The organism is Pseudomonas sp. Ag1 (assembly GCF_000278565.1).
In the GTDB taxonomy this organism is placed as follows: Bacteria; Pseudomonadota; Gammaproteobacteria; order Pseudomonadales; family Pseudomonadaceae; genus Aquipseudomonas.
This window is the reverse complement of record NZ_AKVH01000071.1, coordinates 13,894-35,650: the sequence shown is the minus strand read 5'-3', so window position 1 is coordinate 35,650 and position 21,757 is coordinate 13,894. Positions and strand designations below refer to the sequence as shown.

The window sequence follows — 21,757 nt, the reverse complement described above, 5'->3', positions numbered from 1 at the left end:
CTTAGCCTGTTTTTCTCCACCGTGCAGCACCCTACTCTGGCTCCCTGCCCTTTCGTCTGAAAACCGGAGCCAAGAAACATGAGCGACAGCGCCCTATCTTCCACGACCCCCACGGTGAGCCGTGAACGACTGCCTCTGGGCGGCCTGTTGGCATTGGCTACCGCCGGCTTCATCACCATCCTCACCGAAGCCATGCCGGCGGGCTTGCTCCCGCAAATGGGCGCCGGCCTCGGGGTGTCCGAAGCGTTGGTGGGCCAGTTGGTGACCCTGTACGCCCTGGGCTCGCTGTTGGCCGCGATTCCCCTGACCATCGCCACCCGGGGCTGGCGCCGGCGGCCATTGCTGATGATTGCCATCGGCGGGTTTGCCTTGGTCAACAGTGTGACGGCGTTTTCCAGCGATTACCTGCTGACCCTGGTGGCCAGGTTCTTCGCCGGGGTGTTCGCGGGATTGCTCTGGGCGCTGCTGGCCGGTTATGCCAGCCGCATGGTTGCGCCGCACCTGCAAGGCAGGGCCATTGCCGTGGCCATGCTCGGCGCGCCATTGGCGCTGTCACTGGGTGTACCGGCCGGGACATTCCTGGGCACCACGGTGGGCTGGCGCCTGAGCTTCGCGATCATGTCCGGCCTGACGGTTGTGCTGCTGGCCTGGGTGCGCTGGCAGGTCCCGGACTTTGCCGGGCAACAGGCGGAAAAACGCCTGGGGCTGCGCCAGGTGCTGGCACTGCCAGGGATTCGTCCGGTGCTGTTTGTGACTTTCACCTACGTACTAGCTCATAACATTCTCTACACCTATATCGCGCCGTTCCTGGTACCTGCCGGGATTGCAGCGGACATCGACCAGGTGCTGCTGGTGTTTGGCCTGGCGGCGCTGCTGGGTATCTGGATCGTCGGCGCGCTGATTGATCAGCGGTTGCGCGCCTTATTGGTGATCAGCTGCGCAATGTTCGCGCTGTCGGCCCTGGCGCTGGCGTTCTGGATCACCTCGGCGACGGTGATCTACACCACGGTGGCGTTATGGGGGCTGGCGTTTGGCGGTTTGCCGGCATTGCTGCAAACGGCGCTGGCCAAGTCGGCCGGGGATTCAGCCGATGCCGCACAGTCGATGCTGGTGACGGTGTGGAACCTGGGCATCGCCGGTGGCGGACTACTCGGCGGCATGTTGTTGCAAGGGTGGGGAGTGACATCGTTTCCATGGGCGGTCGCCGCGTTGGTCGTACTGGCGCTGATCGCGACGCTGCGTTTAACCGATGTTTAAACGAAACGTGACGTGATGTTTCTTAACTCTTATGATCGCACCGGGTGCGCTGCTGCATACGGCACAGCGCAGGTTAAAGGATAAGCATTGGTCGGGCCGCCAATGGAGACTTGTCGTGCCTGATAAACACCCTGCTATTCCGCGCCCCCAGGTTCTGGTCGAAGGCGCCCTGTCCGCATTGGAGCGGTTTTCAAGGATCGAAGCAGTCAGCGGTATCGTGTTGCTGCTGGCAGCGATCGTCGCGCTGGTCTGGGCCAACAGCCCCGTCGCAGATTCCTACGAACACTTCTGGAACACCCCACTCACTATCGGGCTGGGAGACTTCACGGTCTCGCGCTCGTTGCACTTCCTGGTGAACGATGGGCTGATGACCATCTTCTTCCTGGTGGTGGGCGCCGAGATTCGCCAGGAGATCAGGGACGGCGCACTCGCCAACCTGAAACTGGCCACCCTGCCCCTCGGCGCGGCACTGGGTGGCGTGCTGATGCCGGCGCTGATTTACACCCTGCTCAACCATGGCACCGTAGCGGCCAGTGGCTGGGCGGTGCCCACAGCCACCGACATCGCATTTGCCGTGGGTGTGCTGGCGCTGCTGGGTAAATCCATCCCCGCCGGCGTGCGCATCCTGCTGCTGGCGCTGGCGATCATTGATGACATCGTCGCCATCCTGATCATCGCGATTTTCTATACCGCCAGCCTGGACTACATGGGCCTGGTGATCGCGGCCTGCGGGCTGGCGCTGGTGCTGGTTTTTCAGCGGATGGGAATTGGCAAGGCGGTGGTGTACCTGTTGCCGGGGGCGATTGTCTGGTTTGGGCTGCTCAAGACCGGCGTGCATCCGACGCTCGCGGGCGTAATGCTTGGCCTGATAACGCCCGTGACTTCCAGACCGACTCGGGAACGCCCTCTGGACACCATCGGGCGCACATTTAACGAGCTGATGGACCGGCTTTCGCATCCGTCAGAAAGTGCCCATCAGGTCGCCAAACCATTGAAGCAATTGAGACAGGCCCAACGGGAAATGTTGCCGCCGGTGCAGCGGATTCAAGCCGGGTTACACCCATGGGTGGCCTTCGGCGTCATGCCACTGTTTGCCCTGGCCAACGCGGGGGTGAGCCTGCAAGGGTTCAACCTGAACGACCCGCTGCCCCACGGTGTGTTCATGGGGGTCATCCTGGCGTTGGTGCTCGGCAAGCCGCTCGGTGTGATGCTGGCGAGCGTGGTGCTGGTCAAACTGAACATCTGCCAGCTGCCGGAGGGCGTGACCTGGAACGGCGTCGCCCTGGTGGGCCTGCTGGCGGGAATTGGTTTCACCATGTCGATTTTCATCTCGTCGCTGGCCTTCTCCGATCCGACGCTGCTGTCGGCTGCCAAGCTGAGTGTGCTGAGCGCTTCGACCCTGGCGGCTGTGATTGGCCTGAGTTGGGGCAAGCTCAAGTTTGCGCGTTGAATCAAGACTGGTTGAGTCAGCTGATTAGTGGATAAAAAAAGACCCCGGCCTCTTCAGGCCGGGGTCTTTTTATTCAGACTGTTACGAGCTCAGAACTTCTTGATCTCAGCCTTGGTTTCCAACTGCTTGCGATAGGCGGCGAAGTCTTGCTGGCCGACACGGGACGCGAGGAAGCGGCGGTACTGAGCCTTCTCGTCATCGGTCGGTGCAGCGGCTTCATTGACCGCGTTCAAGCGCACGATCACCAGGCTACCGTCTGGCAGGGTCACGCTGGTGAAGGTCGGCTTGTCCTTGGCCGCAGGCTTTGGCATACGGAACAGGGCTTGCAGCACGGCTGGCTCGACGCCTTCCTGGCCACGGGTGGCCGCTTCGGTGACTTTCCAGGCCTGGCCATCCACCGGCTGGTTCAGCGGTGTCTTGCCATCACGCAGGTTGGCAATCAGCTCGTCCGCGTGAGTCTTCGCCGCAGCGCTCGCGCGCTCCTTGGTCAACTGGGCACGGATGGCAGTGGCAACGCTTTCCAGCGGCAGCTGGGTAGGCTTCAGGTGCTCTTTGGCACGCAGCACCACGATGGTTTCCGGATCCAGCTCGATGGCGGTGCTGTTGGCACCTTCATCCAGTACTTCAGGGCTGAATGCAGCGGTCACTACGGCACGGTTGGCAGCGATGCCTTCGCCACCTTCACGGCCAAACGGCGCGGAAGTGTGCACGGTCAGCTTCAGGTCCGACGCCGGCTGGGCCAGGTCGGAAGCTTCGAATGCAGCGTCTTCCAGTTGCTTGGTCGCATCGACGAAACGCTGTTCAACCTGCTGGGTCTTGAGCTCGCGGGTCAGCTTGTCTTTCAGGCTGGCGAACGATGGCACTTCTGGTGCTTCAACGCCCAACAGCTTGATCAGGTGCCAGCCGAAGCTGGAACGCACCGGTGCCGAGACCTGGTCCTTGTTCAGTGCATACAGCGCTGTTTCGAAGGCAGGGTCGTAGACGCCAGGGCCAGCGAAACCGAGGTCACCGCCGTTGTTCGCAGAACCCGGATCCTGGGAGAACTCCTTGGCCAGGGCTTCGAACTTCTCGCCCTTGGCCAGGCGCGCCTGGATTTCTTCGATCTTGGCCTTGGCCTGCTCGTCAGTGGTCTTGTCGTTGACTTCAATCAGGATGTGCGCCGCGCGACGCTGTTCAGCGAGGTTGGCGGTTTCTTTCTGATAGAGGGCTTGCAGCTCATCGTCCTTGACCGCGACCTGGTCGAAGAAGGAAGCCTTCTTCAGCTCCAGATAGTCGATGACCACCTGGTCCGGGGTCATGAACTCCTTGGCGTGCTGGTCGTAGTAAGCCTTGACCTCGTCGTCAGTGATCTTCACTGCTGCAGGGTCGGCCTTGACGCTGACGGTGGCGAAATCGCGGGTCTGTTTTTCCAGACGGGCGAACGCGAGCACTTCGGCATCAGTCACAAAACCGCTGCCGGCAATGCCTGCACGAACCTGGCCGATCAGCATTTCCTGGCTCAGCATCTGACGGAATTGCATACGGCTGTAGCCCAGCTGACGGATCACCTGGTCGAAACGCTCAGCGTTGAACTGGCCATCCACCTGGAATTCCGGCGTCTGCAGGATCACTTGATCCAGCGCAGCTTCGGAGAAAGCGAATTTCGAATCGGCCGCGCCTTGCAGCAGCAGCTTGCGATCGATCAGGCCCTTGAGGGCGGCGTCGCGCAGCAGCTTTTCGTCCAGCAAGGAAGCATCGAAGTCCTTGCCCAGCTGTTGCATCAGCTGGCGACGTTGCATGTCGACGGCCTGGCCCAGTTCGCTTTGGGTGATTTCTTCACCGTTGACCTTGGCCACGTCCTGCTTGTTGTTGGTCGAAGCCTGAAAAATAGCCTCGATACCGGTGAACGCCATCAATGCGACGATGATCCCGATAATGGTCTTGGCAATCCAGCCTTGTGAATTGTCCCTGATATTCTGCAGCATGCGTCCCCCAGAAACGGTTGAACTTCAAAATTAGGCAACCGTGGAGCGTGGGTAGAGTCCGGATAGAAGAAAGGCGCATCCGAGGATGCGCCTTCTCGTAACTGGCGGAGCGGACGGGGGTTTGAACCCACACCCCCGGCGTGGCGACCCGATGGATACTCGGGTCAGCTGCCGCTCCGCTGCCAGGTCAGACCTGCGTCCGACCCGGATGGGTAAGGCTTGAGCGAAGCTTAGTTAACGGCTTCTTTCAGGGCTTTACCGGCTTTGAAACCTGGTTTTTTGGCAGCGGCGATTTGCAGAGCCTTGCCAGTCTGTGGGTTACGGCCAGTGCGAGCTGGACGATCGGTCACAGAGAAAGTACCGAAACCAACCAGTACCACAGAGTCGCCGGCCTTGAGAGCGCCAGTGACGGATTCGATTACTGCGTCCAGCGCACGGCCAGCAGCGGCTTTCGGGATATCAGCAGATGCAGCGATAGCATCAATCAGTTCCGACTTGTTCACTCTAAGTCCCCTTATATCTATTGAGTATGATTCTAAGTTTTTTGGTGAAAGCAAAAACCAGTGCTGAATGGCCTACAGACACTTAAGAGCCGCTTTATAACAAGGGCTCTAAAAAGCTGTCAAGGAAGCCCCCAGGCTTAAACGTATTAATGCGTGCTAATTCTTTCCTTAGAGTCAGTCTCGCGTTTTTCATCCTTTGCAACTATCTCCGGAGCCACATCCGGCAAGGGCTCCGGCGCGTATTGCAGCGCAATTTGCAGGACCTCGTCAATCCATTTAACCGGTTTAATCTGCAGATCCTGCTTGATGTTGTCAGGAATCTCCTTCAAGTCTCGAACATTCTCTTCAGGAATGATCACAGTCTTGATACCACCGCGGTGTGCAGCCAGCAATTTCTCTTTGAGGCCACCAATGGCCAGTACCTGGCCACGCAGGGTGATTTCCCCGGTCATGGCGACATCGGCGCGCACCGGAATGCCGGTCAGGGCTGATACCAGTGCCGTGCACATGCCTACGCCAGCGCTAGGACCGTCTTTCGGCGTTGCCCCTTCCGGCATGTGGATGTGGGTGTCGTGCTTCTCGTGGAAGTCCAGGGGGATCCCCAGGCTCTTGGCGCGGCTGCGCACCACGGTCTGCGCGGCGGTGATGGATTCAACCATCACGTCACCCAGGGAACCGGTCTTGATCAGTTGCCCTTTGCCCGGGATTACGGCGGCCTCGATGGTCAGCAATTCGCCGCCCACCTGGGTCCACGCCAGGCCAGTGACCTGGCCTACCTGGTCCTGCTGCTCAGCCAGGCCGTAGCGGAATTTGCGCACGCCCAGGAAGTGTTCCAGCAGGTCAGCGGTGACCTTCACCGAGAAGCGTTTTTCCAGCGCATGTTCCTTCACGGCCTTGCGGCAGATCTTCGCCAGTTGACGCTCAAGGCCCCGTACACCGGCCTCGCGGGTGTAGAAACGAATGATGTCGCGGATCGCGTCGGCATCAAATTCGATCTCGCCTTTTTTCAGGCCGTTGGCCGCAATCTGCTTGGGCGAGAGGTATTTGACGGCTATGTTGATCTTCTCGTCTTCGGTGTAACCCGGCAGACGAATCACCTCCATCCGGTCCAGCAAGGCTGGCGGAATATTCATCGAGTTGGAGGTGCACAGGAACATTACGTCGGACAGGTCGTAGTCGACTTCCAGGTAATGGTCGTTGAAATTGTGGTTCTGCTCGGGGTCGAGCACTTCCAGCAAAGCAGACGCCGGGTCGCCACGCATGTCGCTGCCCATCTTGTCGATTTCATCGAGCAGGAACAGCGGGTTGCGCACACCCACCTTTGTCATCTTTTGAATCAATCTTCCTGGCATCGAACCGATGTAAGTCCGGCGATGACCACGGATTTCCGCTTCATCACGAACACCGCCCAGGGCCATGCGCACGAATTTGCGGTTGGTGGCGTGGGCAATCGACTCCGCCAGCGAGGTTTTACCCACACCAGGAGGACCGACCAGGCACAACACCGGACCACGAATCTTCTTCACGCGCTTTTGCACGGCGAGGTATTCGAGGATGCGCTCCTTGACTTCTTCGAGGCCGTAGTGATCGGCATCGAGAATATCTTCGGCGCGGGCCAGGTCCAGGCGCACCTTGGTCTGGGCCTTCCACGGCACCTGCACCAGCCAGTCGATGTACGAACGAACCACGGTGGCTTCGGCCGACATCGGCGACATTTGCTTGAGCTTGTTCAGCTCGGCAGTGGCCTTGGTCAACGCGTCTTTCGGCAGGCCGGCGGCATCGATGCGTTTTTTCAGCTCCTCGATTTCGTTGTGGCCTTCCTCGCTGTCGCCCAGCTCTTTCTGAATGGCCTTCATCTGCTCATTCAGGTAGTACTCGCGCTGGCTGCGCTCCATTTGCTTTTTGACACGGCCGCGAATGCGCTTCTCAACCTGCAGCAGGTCGATTTCGGCATCCAGCAGCGCCAGGACGTGTTCGACCCGGGCCGACAAATCGATGATCTCGAGAATGTCCTGCTTCTGCTCGATTTTCAGCGCCATGTGCGCGGCCATGGTGTCGACCAGGCGGCTTGGCTCATCAATGCTGTTGAGGGAAGAGAGGACTTCTGCGGGGACTTTCTTGCCCAGTTGCACGTATTGCTCGAACTGGGACAGCAGGCTGCGAACGAACACTTCGGATTCGCGCTCAGGGGCGTCGACTTCGTCGATCAGCGCCACTTCGGCACGCAGGTGGCCGTCCACTTCCATGAAGCGCTCGACCGCACCGCGCTGCTCGCCTTCCACCAGCACCTTGACGGTGCCATCAGGCAGCTTGAGCAGTTGCAGGACAGTTGCAACGGTACCAACGCGATACAGGGCATCTTCGCCCGGATCATCGTCAGCAGGATTTCTCTGGGCCAGCAGCAGGATCTGCTTGTCGCCCGTCATCGCGGCCTCGAGGGCTTCGATAGACTTCTCGCGCCCCACGAACAGCGGGATAACCATGTGCGGATAGACGACGACATCACGCAACGGCAGGAGAGGCAATTCGATGGTTGTCTTCATGATTTCGCCTCTATGACAGATGAAAGTAAGCTTGAAACCAAGATGGGGGCTGCCTGCAAAAAAAACAAGCGTAATGGCATCAGTTAAACGCAGTAAAAACAAAGGGGCCCCTTAAGGCCCCTTTATTTTGTGCAGCTCGGCGGTGCAACGCTTAAGCGTCTGGCGCAGCCTTGGCAGCCGGCTCACTGTTTTCGTAGATATACAGTGGCTTGGACTTGCCTTCTATAACGCTTTCGTCGATCACCACTTTACTCACCTCGGACTGCGAGGGGATTTCGTACATGGTGTCGAGCAGTACGCCTTCGAGGATCGAGCGCAAACCACGGGCGCCGGTCTTGCGCTCCAGTGCCCGCTTGGCCACCGATTTGAGCGCGTCAGCACGGAACTCGAGGTCCACACCTTCCATCTCGAACAGCTTGGCGTATTGCTTGGTCAGGGCGTTTTTCGGCTCGGTGAGGATCTGCATCAACGCAGCCTCATCCAGCTCGTCCAGCGTCGCCAGGACCGGCAGACGGCCAACGAATTCCGGGATCAGACCGAACTTGACCAAATCGTCAGGCTCGACTTCACGCAGGGATTCACCGACTTTCTTGCCTTCTTCCTTGCTGCGTACTTCTGCACTGAAGCCAATGCCGCCACGGGTGGAACGGTTTTGAATAACCTTTTCCAGGCCGGAGAACGCACCGCCACAGATGAACAGGATGTTGCGCGTATCAACCTGAAGGAATTCCTGCTGCGGGTGCTTGCGGCCGCCTTGTGGCGGTACGGAAGCAACCGTGCCTTCGATCAGTTTCAACAGCGCTTGCTGCACGCCTTCACCGGAAACGTCCCGGGTGATCGACGGGTTGTCGGATTTGCGCGAAATCTTGTCGATTTCATCGATGTAGACAATGCCCATCTGGGCCTTCTCCACGTCGTAGTCGCATTTCTGCAGCAGCTTCTGAATGATGTTCTCGACGTCTTCACCTACGTAACCGGCCTCGGTAAGAGTGGTTGCGTCGGCGATGGTGAAGGGAACGTTCAGCAGGCGAGCCAGGGTCTCTGCAAGCAGGGTTTTACCCGAGCCTGTAGGGCCGATCAGCAAGATGTTGCTTTTGCCGAGCTCGACGTCGTCACTTTTCTTGTCACGCTGGTTCAGACGCTTGTAGTGGTTGTACACCGCTACGGCCAGAACCTTCTTTGCACGCTCTTGACCAATCACATACTGATCAAGGATGCCGCTGATTTCTTTAGGCGAAGGCAATTTATGCGCGCTGCTTTCGGCCTGGGCTTCCTGCACCTCCTCACGGATGATGTCATTGCACAGGTCGACGCACTCGTCGCAGATAAAGACCGAGGGGCCGGCAATCAACTTGCGTACTTCATGCTGGCTTTTGCCACAGAAGGAGCAATAGAGCAGCTTGCCGTTGTCCTCGCCGTTGCGGGTGTCAGTCATTCGTTCGATCCAAATCCGATAGGCTTGCAACACAAGATGAAGGCTATTGAGGGCTTTTTCAAGTCCACTGGTGGTCGGACCTGCCGACCAGCCCTATTTTGAGCTGCTTATATTAAGCGGGGCGCTTTTCGATCACTGCGTCGATCAACCCGTATTCACGAGCCGCTTCGGCGCTCATGAAATTGTCACGGTTGGTATCGCGCTCGATCTCTTCCAGGGTATGCCCGCTATGTTTGGCCATCAGCGTGTTGAGACGCTCACGAATGAAGAGGATTTCCTTGGCATGGATTTCGATGTCCGATGCCTGGCCCTGGAAACCGCCCAGTGGCTGGTGAATCATCACGCGTGAGTTCGGCAGGCAGTAACGCTTGCCCTCAGCACCAGCGGTCAGCAGGAAAGCACCCATGCTGCACGCCTGACCGATACAGGTGGTCGATACGTTCGGCTTGATGAACTGCATGGTGTCGTAGATCGACATGCCCGCTGTCACCGAACCGCCCGGGGAGTTGATGTAGAGATGGATGTCCTTGTCCGGATTTTCCGCTTCAAGGAACAGCAGCTGCGCACAAATCAGGTTGGCCATGTAGTCCTCTACCGGACCAACCAGAAAGATCACTCGCTCCTTGAGCAGGCGCGAGTAGATGTCATAGGCGCGTTCGCCACGAGCAGATTGCTCGACAACCATCGGGACCAGGCCGCCAGCGGCCTGGATATCAGAGTTCTGCTGAATATACGAATTACGGAACATGCTCTGCAGTTACTCCCAAATAGTCATGTCTTGAATACGCATAAGCCAGCGCGAGGCTGGCTTATGGGTGTATTTTCAAACGAGTTGAGCGATCAGTCGGCTTGTGCTGCTTCAGCCGGCTTGACTGCTTCTTCGTAAGAGACCGCTTTATCGGTCACCTTAGCCTTCTGCAGAACAGTATCCACAACTTGCTCTTCCAGCACAACCGAACGCACTTCGTTCAGCTGCTGGTCGTTCTTGTAGTACCAGGACACAACAGCCTCAGGCTCCTGGTAGGCCGAAGCCATTTCCTGGATCATTTCGCGAACGCGGGTTTCGTCAGGCTTGAGGTCGAATTGCTTGACCACTTCAGCCACGATCAGACCCAGTACAACGCGGCGCTTGGCCTGTTCTTCGAACAGTTCGGCCGGCAGCTGGTCAGGCTTGATGTTGCCGCCGAACTGCTGAACAGCCTGCACGCGCAGACGATCAACTTCGTTGGACAGCAGGGCCTTCGGCACTTCGATCGGGTTGGCAGCCAGCAGACCGTCCATCACCTGGTTCTTGACCTTGGATTTGATGGCCTGACGAAGTTCACGCTCCATGTTCTTGCGAACTTCGGTGCGGAAACCTTCGATGCCGGTTTCCTTGATGCCGAACTGGTTGAAGAACTCTTCGTTCAGTTCTGGCAGCTTGGGCTCGGAAACGGTGTTGACGGTCACGGTGAACTCGGCGGCTTTGCCAGCCAGGTCCAGGTTCTGATAGTCAGCCGGGAAAGTCAGGTTCAGAACGCGCTCTTCGCCGGCTTTGGCGCCAACCAGGCCGTCTTCGAAACCAGGAATCATGCGGTTGGAACCCAGCACCAGCTGAGTACCCTTGGCGGAGCCGCCAGCGAATGCTTCGCCGTCAACCTTGCCAACGAAATCGATGTTCAGCTGGTCTTCGTTCTGGGCAGCACGATCGGCCACTTCAAAACGGGTGTTCTGCTTGCGCAGGATTTCCAGCATGTTGTCCAGGTCGGAGTCAGCAACATCAGCGCTCAGGCGCTCGATGGCGATCGAATCGAAACCGGCAACTTCGAACTCAGGGAACACTTCGAAGATTGCAACGTATTCCAGATCCTTGCCTGCTTCCAGGGACTTGGGCTCGATGGAAGGCGAGCCAGCCGGGTTCAGCTTTTGCTCGACAACGGCTTCGTAGAAGGAAGCCTGGATCACGTCACCTACAGCTTCCTGACGTGCATCAGCACCGAAGCGGCGCTTGATTTCGCTCATTGGCACTTTGCCTGGACGGAAACCAGCGATCTTGGCCTTTTGGGCAGTCTGCTGCAGACGCTTGTTGACCTGGGTCTCGATGCGCTCGGCCGGCACGGTGATGCTCATGCGGCGCTCAAGAGCAGAAGTATTTTCAACAGAAACTTGCATGGATATTCCTCGTTGCACAGACGTTAGCTGGCCGTTTCCGACCCCAGAATCAAGGGCATGCATTCTAGTGGGTCAAACTCAAGAAGTCACCCTACTGAAAACGGGTAAAAAAACAGCAGGCAATTTATAGGTGCGAATGCACGAGTGCAGCTCGCCCCGGTGGCAAATACATCCCATCATGCCAGGGCTCTGCGCCAACCCTTCTATATATAGAAGCGGTTGCCAATCATCTCCCTGACAACCGACCCTGCGAACAAGGCCGGCAGGCAGTGCGGCATCATCGCGAAACATAAATACGACGAAACGCCCTGCCCTGCAGCCCAACACCTGCGACTGCGTTGAAACTCAAACCGCTGAAACAAAAAAGGCGCCAGACTATTAATCTGGCGCCTTTCGAAATATGGGGTGGACGAAGGGGATCGAACCCTCGACAACGGGAGTCACAATCCCGTGCTCTACCAACTGAGCTACGCCCACCATATTGCGCTACTTGTGCCAAAGCTGCCTAATGGCGCACCCGGCAGGACTCGAACCTGCGACCATCCGCTTAGAAGGCGGATGCTCTATCCAGCTGAGCTACGGGCGCCTTATTAATCTGTACTCTTGGAGGATTACAAACTAACCAGTGCTAGGCTGTGCCCGACAAGTGCGACGAATAGTATAGATGGACCCGAAACCCGTCAAATCCTTTTTATAAAAAATTCATTTTATTTAAGGGGTTAGGGGAATTTGCAGACCAAGCGCCTTTGCCCTCACGCCATGGCATGCGAGAATACGCGCACTTTTCTTCCCCCTCTCGATGGTTAATCACGCGTAATGACTGCACAACTTATCGACGGCAAATCAATCGCCGCCAGCCTGCGCCAGCAGATCGCCAAACGAGTCGCCGAGCGCAGCCAACAAGGCCTGCGCACGCCGGGCCTCGCGGTGATCCTGGTCGGCAGCGATCCTGCCTCTCAGGTTTATGTCTCGCACAAGCGTAAAGACTGTGAAGAGGTCGGCTTTATTTCCAAAGCCTACGACTTGGCTGAAGACACCACCCAACAGGCCCTCACCGACCTGATCGACAGCCTCAACGACGATCCGGCCATCGACGGCATCCTGCTGCAACTGCCATTGCCCGAGCATCTGGACGCGTCGAAATTGCTCGAACGCATCCGCCCGGACAAGGACGTCGACGGTTTCCACCCTTATAACGTCGGCCGCCTGGCCCAGCGTATCCCGCTGCTGCGCCCGTGCACCCCGAAGGGCATCATGACCCTGCTGGAAAGCACCGGCGTCGATCTGTATGGCCTGGATGCCGTCGTCGTCGGCGCCTCGAACATCGTCGGTCGCCCGATGGCCATGGAACTGCTGCTGGCCGGCTGCACCGTGACCGTGACTCATCGCTTCACCAAGGACCTGGCCGGCCACGTTGGCCGCGCCGACCTGGTGGTCGTCGCCGCCGGCAAGCCGGGCCTGGTCAAGGGTGAGTGGATCAAGGAGGGCGCCATCGTCATCGACGTGGGCATCAACCGCCAGGACGATGGCAAGCTCGTGGGCGACGTGGTGTACGAAACCGCCCTGCCCCGTGCCGGCTGGATCACCCCGGTACCCGGTGGTGTCGGCCCGATGACCCGTGCCTGCCTGCTGGAAAATACCCTGTACGCAGCCGAAACCCTGCACGTCTAATAACCAGCCGTTCTGAAAGAGCCCTGCCTTATCGCAGGGCTTTTTATTGGCCGAAAAAAAGTAGTTTTTTCTTTGTTTTTAAGGGGTTTCATCTGTTTCTAGAAGAACATTCGACAGTTTCTGATCCATACTCCTAAAATGTAACGGCATTTATCAGAAAGTCCGTGCAGAACGGTATATCCCTACTTTTTTTAGCGAGTTCATCCGCGTGAAAATTCATCTTTCCATTGTCAGCCTATTTTTTGCATTGACAGGCACCTTCGCGAGCGCAAGCGAAACCACCACCGCTCCCCGCGACATGTCCACCCTGCACATCGCCTCCGGCAGTGCGATGGTGGTAGACCTGCAGACCAACAAAGTCATCTATGCCAGCAACCCGGATGTCATCGTGCCGATCGCCTCGGTGAGCAAACTGATGACCGGCCTGATCGTGCTGGAAGCCAAGCAGAACATGGATGAATACATCGACATCAACATCAAGGACACGCCAGAGATGAAAGGCGTGTTCTCCCGGGTCAAGATCGGCAGCGAGATGCCGCGCAAGGAGATGTTGCTGATTGCCCTGATGTCCTCGGAAAACCGCGCCGCCGCCAGCCTGGCCCACCACTACCCGGGCGGCTACCCGGCCTTCATCGCAGCGATGAACGCCAAGGCCAAGGCACTGGGCATGACCAGTACCCATTATGTGGAACCTACCGGCCTGTCGATCCATAACGTGTCCACCGCCCGCGACCTGAGCAAGCTGCTGGCCGCCGCACGCAAGTACCCGATGCTCAGCCAGTTGAGCACCACCAAGGAAAAGACCGTCTCGTTCCGCAAACCCAACTACACCCTGGGTTTCTCCAACACTGACCACCTGATCAACCGCGCCAACTGGGACATCAAGCTGACCAAGACCGGCTTTACCAACCAGGCCGGCCATTGCCTGGTGCTGGTGACCAGCATGGGTAATCGCCCGGTGTCGCTGGTGATCCTCGATGCCTTCGGCAAATTCACCCACTTTGCCGATGCCGGGCGCATCCGCAGCTGGGTCGAAACCGGCAAGAGCGGCTCGGTGCCAGACGTCGCATTGCGCTACAAGGCTGACAAAAACCTGAAGAACCGCCCACGGGCGAATGTTCAGGTCACCGAATCCCGCTGATCCGTAAATAGCGACATAAAAAACGGCGCCCTTGAGCGCCGTTTTTTTATTTCGCCTGACTGGCCAGTGCCTTGACTGCTTGGGCCGCCGCCTGTTCCTGGCCCGCCTGCGCGGTGGCGCTGGCAGCCTGCTGCCAGCGCTGGGCGTCGACCTTGACCGGCAACTGGGTGGGCCGCTGAATCAGTACCGCCCACTTGCCGCCGTCTTTCCACGCCGACTCAAACGCGCTGAAATCCATCGGCATGCGCCGCGCCAAGCCTGAACGCAGCAGCACCATGCTCTTCTGCTTGTTGTAACCCACCACCACGACATACCGCGGACCGGCCCAGAAGGTCGAGCCCTGGGTGATACGCGCCATCACCGGGTACCCGGCCGCGACCTGTGCCAGCAGCGCCGGCAGCTGATCTTCCAGCGGGTACACCAACATCCCGTATTCACGGGCCAGCACCTGCATGTTGCGTTCAAGGTCCGCTTCAGCGCCCGGCAAATGCAGTGGCTTATCCAATAGCCCCGGTGTAATCACAATGCCTTGTTGGGACAGCATGCTGGCAAGAGCGGCTGGGCCACCGAGGTAAGTCTCACCGCGAAACGCCGGCACGCCCTTGAGCTCGACACTCTCCGGCAGCCCCGGGATGCTCGTGGGTTTTGGATGCGAGGAACAGGCCGCCAGCCCCATGAAACAGGCGGCGACCCACCAGGAGGTTTTAATGTTCGAGGGAAACCGCAACTTCTTCACTCACTTGATCAACGGTCGACGTGGGCCCTGATCATAGGACGCTCCGGGGCGCGGGTATAGCCTTGCAGCGCAGTAAAAGGCCGGCGATAGAGCAAACAAGTTGGACGCACACGACCATTGGTCAATAGCAGGCAACCTGCGGATAGCTAGACTGTCCATTGAGAAGACAGTGTGTGCCCGGCACCGGGCGAAAGGAGGCACTTATGAGCCTGACAACAACGATTCTGCTTTTGATCTGTGGCTGGCTGGCCGTCGCCGCCGCCATGCTGTGGGGCGTGATGCGCGTGACCCGCCGGCACCATCACCCACACGTAAAACCCGCAGCACCCGGCAAGCTGCACAAACCCGCCGGGCACCACGCCTGACGCCTTAGCCAGGCATGCAACTGAAGTCTTCGGTCTGCGCCAATTCCTTGCCGTGGCTATCCTTCAACTCGGCACGCACCGTCGTACCCAGGCTGGATTCCACCAGGGTGTAATGCTCGCCGGCCTTGAAGTTGCCGTAGGTCACATGCCCGCGACAATCCTGCTGGTTATCATCCCCCGCCTCTTCTTCAAACAAGGTGACGTCCAGGCGATGCGCGCCGGGTTTCACTTCGAAGTAGCGGCCATCATTAATGTTTTTACCGTCTACCCGCTCGGCCATCAGGTCGTTGGGTGCCTCCTCTTGCAAGCCGATCCAGGCTTCGCTCGGGTCCGCCTTCGGCATCGGGCCGGCACACGCCGACAACAACAGGACCGCACTCAAGGCCGGGATCAACAACAAGGGTTTAAGCGACATGGCAGAACTCCAAATGGATAAAGAGTGAACAGGCGAAACAGCTCCCGTTCGATCGGTATCCAGCTTGTTACTGTCACCATTGTTGAACAAATGAATACATATGAAAGGATCTTCAGCCGTTAACTAAATCTTCCTTCACCTGGCTGAAAGGTGCGTGTTAGGTGGGTCCGTCAAGACTGCGAGCGTTTGCAATCCAACTCCTTTGGAGGTTACGGCATGCTCGGGCTGGTAAAGACCGCACTGCTCAAGCCCTACACGTTTATCGTGCTGGCAATTTTCATCTGCATCATCGGGCCCATGGCGGCCTTGCGTACCCCCACTGACGTATTTCCCGATATTGGTATCCCCGTCGTTGCGGTGGTTTGGCAGTACAACGGCCTGTCTCCGGACGCCATGGCCGGTCGCGTGATCTACACCTACGAACGCTCCCTCAGTACCACCGTCAACGACATCGAGCACATTGAATCGCAGTCGTTACCCGGCATGGGCATCGTGAAGATTTTCTTCCAGCCCGGAGTGGATATCCGCACCGCCAACGCCCAGGTAACAGCGGTGTCACAAACCGTGCTCAAGCAGATGCCACCGGGCATTACGCCGCCGCTGATCCTCAACTACAGCGCCTCTACGGTGCCGATTCTGCAGATGGCGTTCTCCAGCCCCAGCTTGTCGGAAGCGAAGATCCGCGACCTGGTGCAGAACAACATCCGCTTGCCCCTGAGCGCCCTGCCCGGCCTGGCCATGCCCACGCCAATGGGCGGCAAGCAACGCCAGATCACCCTCGACCTCGACCCACAGGCGCTGGCCGCCAAAGGTCTCTCGGCGCAGGACGTAGGCAACGCCCTGGCCCTGCAGAACCAGATTATCCCGGTGGGTACCGCCAAACTCGGCCCCAACGAATACACGATTTTGCTCAACAACAGCCCGAAGGCGATTGATGAGCTCAACGACTTGCCGATCAAGACAGTCGACGGTGCGATCATCACCATCGGCCAGGTGGCCCACGTGCGTGACGGCTCGCCGCCGCAGACCAACATCGTGCGCGTCGACGGCCACCGTGCGGTGCTGATGCCGGCCCTGAAAAACGGCAGCATCTCCACCCTGTCGATCATCGACGGCATCCGCCAGATGCTGCCGCGCATCAATGAAACCCTGCCGCCGTCGCTGAAGACCTCGCTGCTCGGCGACGCCTCGGTGTTCGTCAAACAGTCGGTGGGCAGCGTGGCCCAGGAAGGCATCATCGCCGCCTTGCTGACCAGTGCGATGATCCTGCTGTTCCTCGGCAGCTGGCGCTCGACCATCATCATCGCCGCGTCGATTCCCCTCGCGGTACTGTCGGCCATCGCCCTGCTGGCGGCCACCGGGCAAACCCTCAACGTCATGACCCTCGGCGGGCTGGCGTTGGCCGTGGGGATCCTGGTGGACGACGCCACAGTGACCATCGAGAACATCAACTGGCACCTGGAACAAGGCAAGGCGGTGAAGGACGCGATCCTCGACGGCGCCAAGCAGATCGTCGGCCCGGCGTTCGTGTCCCTGCTGTGTATCTGCATCGTGTTTGTGCCGATGTTCATGCTGCAAGGCATCGCCGGCTACCTGTTCCGCCCGATGGCATTGGCGGTGATTTTCGCCATGGCCAGCTCGTTCATTCTGTCGCGAACCCTGGTGCCGACCCTGGCGATGTTCCTGCTCAAGCCGCACGTGCCGGAGCAAGGTGAAGGTCATCACCCGGAAGATGAATTCATCAACCATCACGAGGGCGACCAGCACAAACCGCAGCGCAACGCGGTGCTGCAATCGGTGCTGAATTTCCAGCAGGGTTTTGAGCGTCACTTCTCCAACGTGCGGGACGTTTACCACGGCCTGCTGACCCTGGCCCTCGGCGCCCGCAAGCGCTTCATCATCGGCTTCCTGACGTGCATCCTCGCCTCGTTCCTGCTGCTGCCAAGCCTGGGCCAGGACTTCTTCCCGGCCACCGACGCCGGGGCCATGGCCCTGCACGTGCGCTTGCCGCTGGGCACACGCATCGAAGAGAGCGCGGCGGCCTTTGACCGGATCGAAGCGCGGATTCGCGAGATCGTTCCGGCCGACGAACTGGACACCATCGTCGACAACATCGGCATCCCGCTGAGCGGCATCGACATGGCCTACAGCAGCAGTGGCACCATCGGCCCACAGGACGGCGATATCCAGGTCACCCTGAAAAAGGACCATGCGCCCACCGCCGACTACGTGAAAAAACTGCGTGAAGCGTTGCCCGAAAGCTTCCCCGGCAGCCAGTTCGCATTCCTCCCGGCAGACATCAGCAGCCAGATCCTCAACTTCGGTTCGCCGGCCCCGCTGGACGTGAAAATCTCCGGGCGCAGCGATGAAGAAAACCGCGCCTACGCCATCGAACTGGAACGTCGCCTGAAACACATACCGGGCATTGCCGACCTGCGCATCCAGCAGTCCACCGGCTACCCGTCACTGCAAGTCAACGTGGACCGCATGCGTGCCAACGGCCTGGGCATCACCGAGCGTGACGTAACCAACAGCATGGTTGCGTCCCTGGCCGGCAGCTCGCAAACCGCACCAACGTTCTGGCTCAACCCGGCCAACGGCGTGTCGTATTCGATCGTGGCAGCCACCCCGCAATACCGCCTCGACAGCCTGCCGTCCCTAGAAGCGTTGCCGGTAACCGGTGCCGATGGTCAGTCGCAGATCCTCGGCGGCGTGGCGACCATCTCGCGGGTACAAAGCCCGGCCGTGGTGACCCACTACAACATCGAGCCGACCCTGGACCTGTACGCCAACGTGCAAGGCCGCGACCTCGGCGGCGTCGCCAGCGATGTGCAAAAAGTGCTGAACGACATGGCCCCGATGCGCCCCAAAGGCGCGACCATCAGCCTGCACGGGCAGATCGATGCGCTGCATGAAGCGTTCAACGGCTTGAGCTTCGGCCTGCTCGGTGCGGTGGTGCTGATCTACCTGCTGATCGTGGTCAACTTCCAGTCCTGGACTGACCCGTTCGTGATCATCACCGCACTGCCGGCAGCGCTCGCGGGAATCGTCTGGATGCTGTTCCTCAGCGGCACGTCATTGTCGGTGCCCGCACTCACGGGGGCCATCCTCTGTATGGGCGTGGCCACCGCCAACTCGATCCTGGTGGTGAGCTTCTGCCGAGAGCGCCTGGCCGAACATGGCGATGCACTCAAGGCCGCACTGGAAGCCGGCTACACCCGTTTCCGCCCAGTCTGCATGACCGCCCTGGCGATGATCATCGGCATGTTGCCGCTGGCCTTGTCCGAAGAACAAAACGCGCCGCTGGGACGTGCCGTGATCGGCGGCCTGATCCTCGCCACCACTGCCACTTTGCTGTTTGTACCCGTGGTCTTCAGCCTGGTCCACGGTCGTCACCCTACTCGCGCTGCTGCTGGAGAAACTTCACATGTCGTCTGATCACAAACCCTCGCGCAAGCGTCTGATGCTCATGGGTGTCGGCGGCCTGACACTGGCCGCCCTGTTGGTCGCCAACGGCCTGCACGCCCGTACGATGCATGAAAAATCCGTCACCGCCTGGACCGAAACCGCCGCCGTGCCGCAGGTGCTGGTGTTCCAGCCCAAACAGAACGCGGCCGGCGACACCCTGCGCCTGCCCGCGCATCTGGAAGCCTGGAGCAAGGCACCGATTCATGCACGGGTCAGCGGTTACCTGAAAGACTGGAAAGTCGACATCGGCAGCCAGGTCAAGGCCGGGCAGATTCTCGCCGAGATCGACAGCCCCGACCTCGACCAGCAAGTAGCGCAAACCCACGCGCGCATGGTGCAGGAACAGGCCAACGCACGACTGGCAGAAACCACTGCCACCCGTTGGAAAAACCTGCTGGACAGCCATTCGGTATCGCGCCAGGAGGCCGATGAAAAAACCTCCAACGCGCTGGCGGCCAAGGCCAACGCCCAGGCCGCCGAGGCTGACTATGCGCGGCTCTCGGCGCTGGAAGACTACAAGACCATTCGCGCGCCATTCGCCGGTGTGATCACCGCGCGCAACACCGACATCGGCCAGTTGATCAAGGCTGACAGCGACAGCGATCCGGAACTGTTCGACATCGCCGACACCCACCAACTGCGCCTCTACGTGCCGGTGCCGCAGAACTACGCCGCGGTGATTCATCCCGGGCTGGCCGCCCAACTGACGGTACCCGAGCACCCCGGCGAACACTTCAGCGCGAAGCTGATGGGCGACTCCACCGCCATCGACCGCCGCTCCGGCACCCTGCTCGCACAGTTCGTGGCCGACAACCCGGACGGCAAGTTGCTGCCCGGCGACTACGCCGAAGCCACCCTGGCGATTCCGGCGGATACCCATGGCGTGAGCATCCCGGCCAGCGCCCTGATCTTCCGCGCCGAAGGTACTCAGGTCGCGGTACTGGACGCCAAGAACCACGTGCACCTGCAAGACATCCACATCGGCCTCGACCTCGGCGAGCGCCTGGTGATTGACCAGGGCCTGAAACCCACTGACCGCGTAGTCGACAACCCACCCGACGCACTGCGCGAAGGCGACGCCGTGCAAATGGCCGATGCCGGAGGTGCCCATGCGCCCAAGGCTTAAACCCCTCGCGGCCCTGGTATTGGTGGCACTGCACGGTTGCTCGCTGGCGCCCACCTACAAGGCGCCGACCATCGACCTGCCGGCCAACTACCGCGAACAGACCAGCGACGGGCCGTGGCACAGCGCGCAACCGTCCGACCAACTGGCGCCGAAGTGGTGGCAGCTTTACCAGGACCCGCGCCTGAACGACCTGCAGGAACAACTGCTCAAGGCCAACCCGGACCTGGCCGCAGCGCTGGCGCATTTCGATGCGTCACAAGCGTATGCCAGCCAACTGCATGCCGGGCTGTTCCCGCAAATAACCGCCAGCGCGCAACCGTTGCGCCAGCGGCAATCGGACAATCGGCCACTGCGGGGTGATACCCAGCCTTCGGTGTACAACAGCAACACGGCGGGGTTTGCGCTGAGCTTCGATCTGGATCTGTGGGGCAAAATCCGCAACCAGGTGGCGGCTGGCGATGCACAGGCCCAAGCCTCCGGGGATGATTTGGCGGTGGCGCGCCTGAGCCTGCAGCATCAGTTGGCGACGCTGTACGTGCAGCTCAACGGGCTGGATGCCCAGAGCCGGATTCTCAGCAGTTCGCTGGATGATTTTGGCCAGGCGCTGAAACTGACCCGCAGCCGGTACGAGGGGCAGATCGCCTCGGAGCTCGACCTGACCCGGGCGCAGAATCAGCTGGCTGAAGCACAGGCGCAGCTTGACGATGTGCGCGGTCAACGCAATCTCACCGAGCATGCGATTGGTGAATTGGTGGGCGTATCCGCCAGTGAATTCCAGCTGCCGCCGAGCAAGCAATTGATCGCGCTGCCGGGGATTCCGCAACAACTGCCGAGCCACCTGCTGCAACGCCGGCCGGATATCGCGGCAGCCGAGCGACGGGTGTTTGCGGCCAACGCGAATATCGGCGTGGCCAAGGCGGCGTGGTACCCGGATTTCAGTTTGACCGGCTTGATTGGCGGGCAGACCCAAGGTGTGGGCAACTTGTTCTCCGCCGCCAATCGGTATTGGGCGCTGGGGCCGCTGGTGAATCTGCCGATCTTTGATGGCGGCCGGCTGAGCGCCAATGAGCGCCAGGCCAAGGCGGAGTTTGAAGAGGCTTCGGCGCACTATCGCAGCCAGGTGTTAAGAGCCGTGCGTGAGGTGGAAGACAACCTTGGGCAACTGCGCGACTTGCAGCAGGAGGCGATGGATGAACAGGCTGCCGCGAATGCCGCCGAACACACACAGGCACTGGCGATGAACAGTTACCAGGCGGGGGCTGTGAGTTACCTGGATGTGGTGACGGCGCAGACGGCGGCGTTGCAGGCGCAGCGCACGTTGCAGGCGGTGCAGACGCGGCAGTTGCAGGCGAGTGTGGGGTTGGTGACGGCGCTGGGCGGAGGCTGGAAGCCCGACGCCTGATACCTGTCTCAAGAACGACAGTGATCAACTGTGGGAGCGGGCTTGCTCGCGAAGGCGGTGGGTCAGCACCGGATATGCTGGCTGACACACCGCCTTCGCGAGCAAGCCCGCTCCCACATTTTATCGCAGT

Annotated in this window: 16 protein-coding genes and 2 tRNA genes; 8 read left to right on the top strand and 10 right to left on the bottom strand. The window is 59.7% G+C overall.

Annotated features, from left to right (window positions below):
- The first annotated feature begins 78 nt into the window (after positions 1 to 78).
- A complete protein-coding gene (locus A462_RS27180; protein ID WP_008431952.1) occupies positions 79 to 1,257 on the top strand; it encodes an MFS transporter in 1,179 nt (392 codons plus the stop codon).
- A gap of 115 nt (positions 1,258 to 1,372) precedes the next feature.
- Positions 1,373 to 2,707: a Na+/H+ antiporter NhaA gene (gene nhaA / locus A462_RS27185; protein ID WP_008431950.1), complete on the top strand. Its 1,335-nt coding sequence runs from the start codon at positions 1,373 to 1,375 to the stop codon at positions 2,705 to 2,707.
- A gap of 89 nt (positions 2,708 to 2,796) precedes the next feature.
- Here nhaA and A462_RS27190 read toward each other — a convergent pair whose 3' ends face one another.
- The 8 genes from A462_RS27190 to A462_RS27225 form a co-directional block, all read right to left on the bottom strand.
- Entirely contained in the window at positions 2,797 to 4,671 is a 1,875-nt protein-coding gene (locus A462_RS27190; protein ID WP_003207860.1) for a SurA N-terminal domain-containing protein, read from the bottom strand.
- Positions 4,672 to 4,901: 230 nt separating this feature from the next.
- Positions 4,902 to 5,174, bottom strand: a complete 273-nt coding sequence (locus tag A462_RS27195; protein WP_003174819.1) for an HU family DNA-binding protein — start codon at positions 5,172 to 5,174, stop codon at positions 4,902 to 4,904.
- Positions 5,175 to 5,320: 146 nt separating this feature from the next.
- A complete protein-coding gene (gene lon / locus A462_RS27200) occupies positions 5,321 to 7,717 on the bottom strand; it encodes an endopeptidase La (protein ID WP_003207858.1) in 2,397 nt (798 codons plus the stop codon).
- 151 nt (positions 7,718 to 7,868) lie between these two features.
- Positions 7,869 to 9,152, bottom strand: coding sequence for an ATP-dependent Clp protease ATP-binding subunit ClpX (gene clpX / locus A462_RS27205; RefSeq protein WP_003207856.1), 1,284 nt, complete (start codon positions 9,150 to 9,152; stop codon positions 7,869 to 7,871).
- Between the two features lie 112 nt (positions 9,153 to 9,264).
- On the bottom strand, positions 9,265 to 9,900 hold the full coding sequence (gene clpP / locus A462_RS27210; protein WP_003174822.1) for an ATP-dependent Clp endopeptidase proteolytic subunit ClpP: 636 nt from the start codon (positions 9,898 to 9,900) through the stop codon (positions 9,265 to 9,267).
- 92 nt (positions 9,901 to 9,992) lie between these two features.
- A complete protein-coding gene (gene tig / locus A462_RS27215; RefSeq protein ID WP_008431940.1) occupies positions 9,993 to 11,303 on the bottom strand; it encodes a trigger factor in 1,311 nt (436 codons plus the stop codon).
- Positions 11,304 to 11,704: 401 nt separating this feature from the next.
- A tRNA-His gene (locus A462_RS27220) sits at positions 11,705 to 11,780 on the bottom strand.
- Between the two features lie 32 nt (positions 11,781 to 11,812).
- Positions 11,813 to 11,889: transfer RNA gene (locus A462_RS27225), tRNA-Arg, on the bottom strand.
- A 230-nt stretch (positions 11,890 to 12,119) separates the two neighbouring features.
- On the opposite strand from A462_RS27225, the gene folD reads away from it, so the two are divergent.
- On the top strand, positions 12,120 to 12,974 hold the full coding sequence (folD, locus tag A462_RS27230; RefSeq protein WP_003207853.1) for a bifunctional methylenetetrahydrofolate dehydrogenase/methenyltetrahydrofolate cyclohydrolase FolD: 855 nt from the start codon (positions 12,120 to 12,122) through the stop codon (positions 12,972 to 12,974).
- Between the two features lie 208 nt (positions 12,975 to 13,182).
- Positions 13,183 to 14,115 (top strand): D-alanyl-D-alanine endopeptidase, encoded by a 933-nt coding sequence (gene pbpG, locus A462_RS27235; RefSeq protein ID WP_003207851.1) that lies wholly within the window; start codon positions 13,183 to 13,185, stop codon positions 14,113 to 14,115.
- A gap of 46 nt (positions 14,116 to 14,161) precedes the next feature.
- Here pbpG and A462_RS27240 read toward each other — a convergent pair whose 3' ends face one another.
- Entirely contained in the window at positions 14,162 to 14,791 is a 630-nt protein-coding gene (locus A462_RS27240) for a peptidase C39 family protein (protein WP_050550299.1), read from the bottom strand.
- 263 nt (positions 14,792 to 15,054) lie between these two features.
- Here A462_RS27240 and A462_RS34575 point away from each other — a divergent pair, with 263 nt between their 5' ends.
- Positions 15,055 to 15,216, top strand: a complete 162-nt coding sequence (locus tag A462_RS34575; protein WP_003207847.1) for a hypothetical protein — start codon at positions 15,055 to 15,057, stop codon at positions 15,214 to 15,216.
- A gap of 4 nt (positions 15,217 to 15,220) precedes the next feature.
- Here A462_RS34575 and A462_RS27245 read toward each other — a convergent pair whose 3' ends face one another.
- Entirely contained in the window at positions 15,221 to 15,631 is a 411-nt protein-coding gene (locus A462_RS27245) for a PA0061/PA0062 family lipoprotein (RefSeq protein ID WP_003207845.1), read from the bottom strand.
- Positions 15,632 to 15,847: 216 nt separating this feature from the next.
- On the opposite strand from A462_RS27245, the gene A462_RS27250 reads away from it, so the two are divergent.
- The 3 genes from A462_RS27250 to A462_RS27260 are packed head-to-tail and all read left to right on the top strand — an operon-like array spanning position 15,848 to position 21,627.
- Positions 15,848 to 19,069, top strand: a complete 3,222-nt coding sequence (locus tag A462_RS27250) for an efflux RND transporter permease subunit (RefSeq protein WP_008431933.1) — start codon at positions 15,848 to 15,850, stop codon at positions 19,067 to 19,069.
- On the top strand, positions 19,059 to 20,225 hold the full coding sequence (locus A462_RS27255) for an efflux RND transporter periplasmic adaptor subunit (RefSeq protein WP_003207841.1): 1,167 nt from the start codon (positions 19,059 to 19,061) through the stop codon (positions 20,223 to 20,225). The genes A462_RS27250 and A462_RS27255 overlap by 11 nt, the downstream gene beginning before the upstream one ends.
- Complete coding sequence (locus A462_RS27260) at positions 20,209 to 21,627, top strand: efflux transporter outer membrane subunit (RefSeq protein WP_008431930.1); 1,419 nt, start codon at positions 20,209 to 20,211, stop codon at positions 21,625 to 21,627. The genes A462_RS27255 and A462_RS27260 overlap by 17 nt, the downstream gene beginning before the upstream one ends.
- Positions 21,628 to 21,757 lie beyond the last annotated feature (130 nt).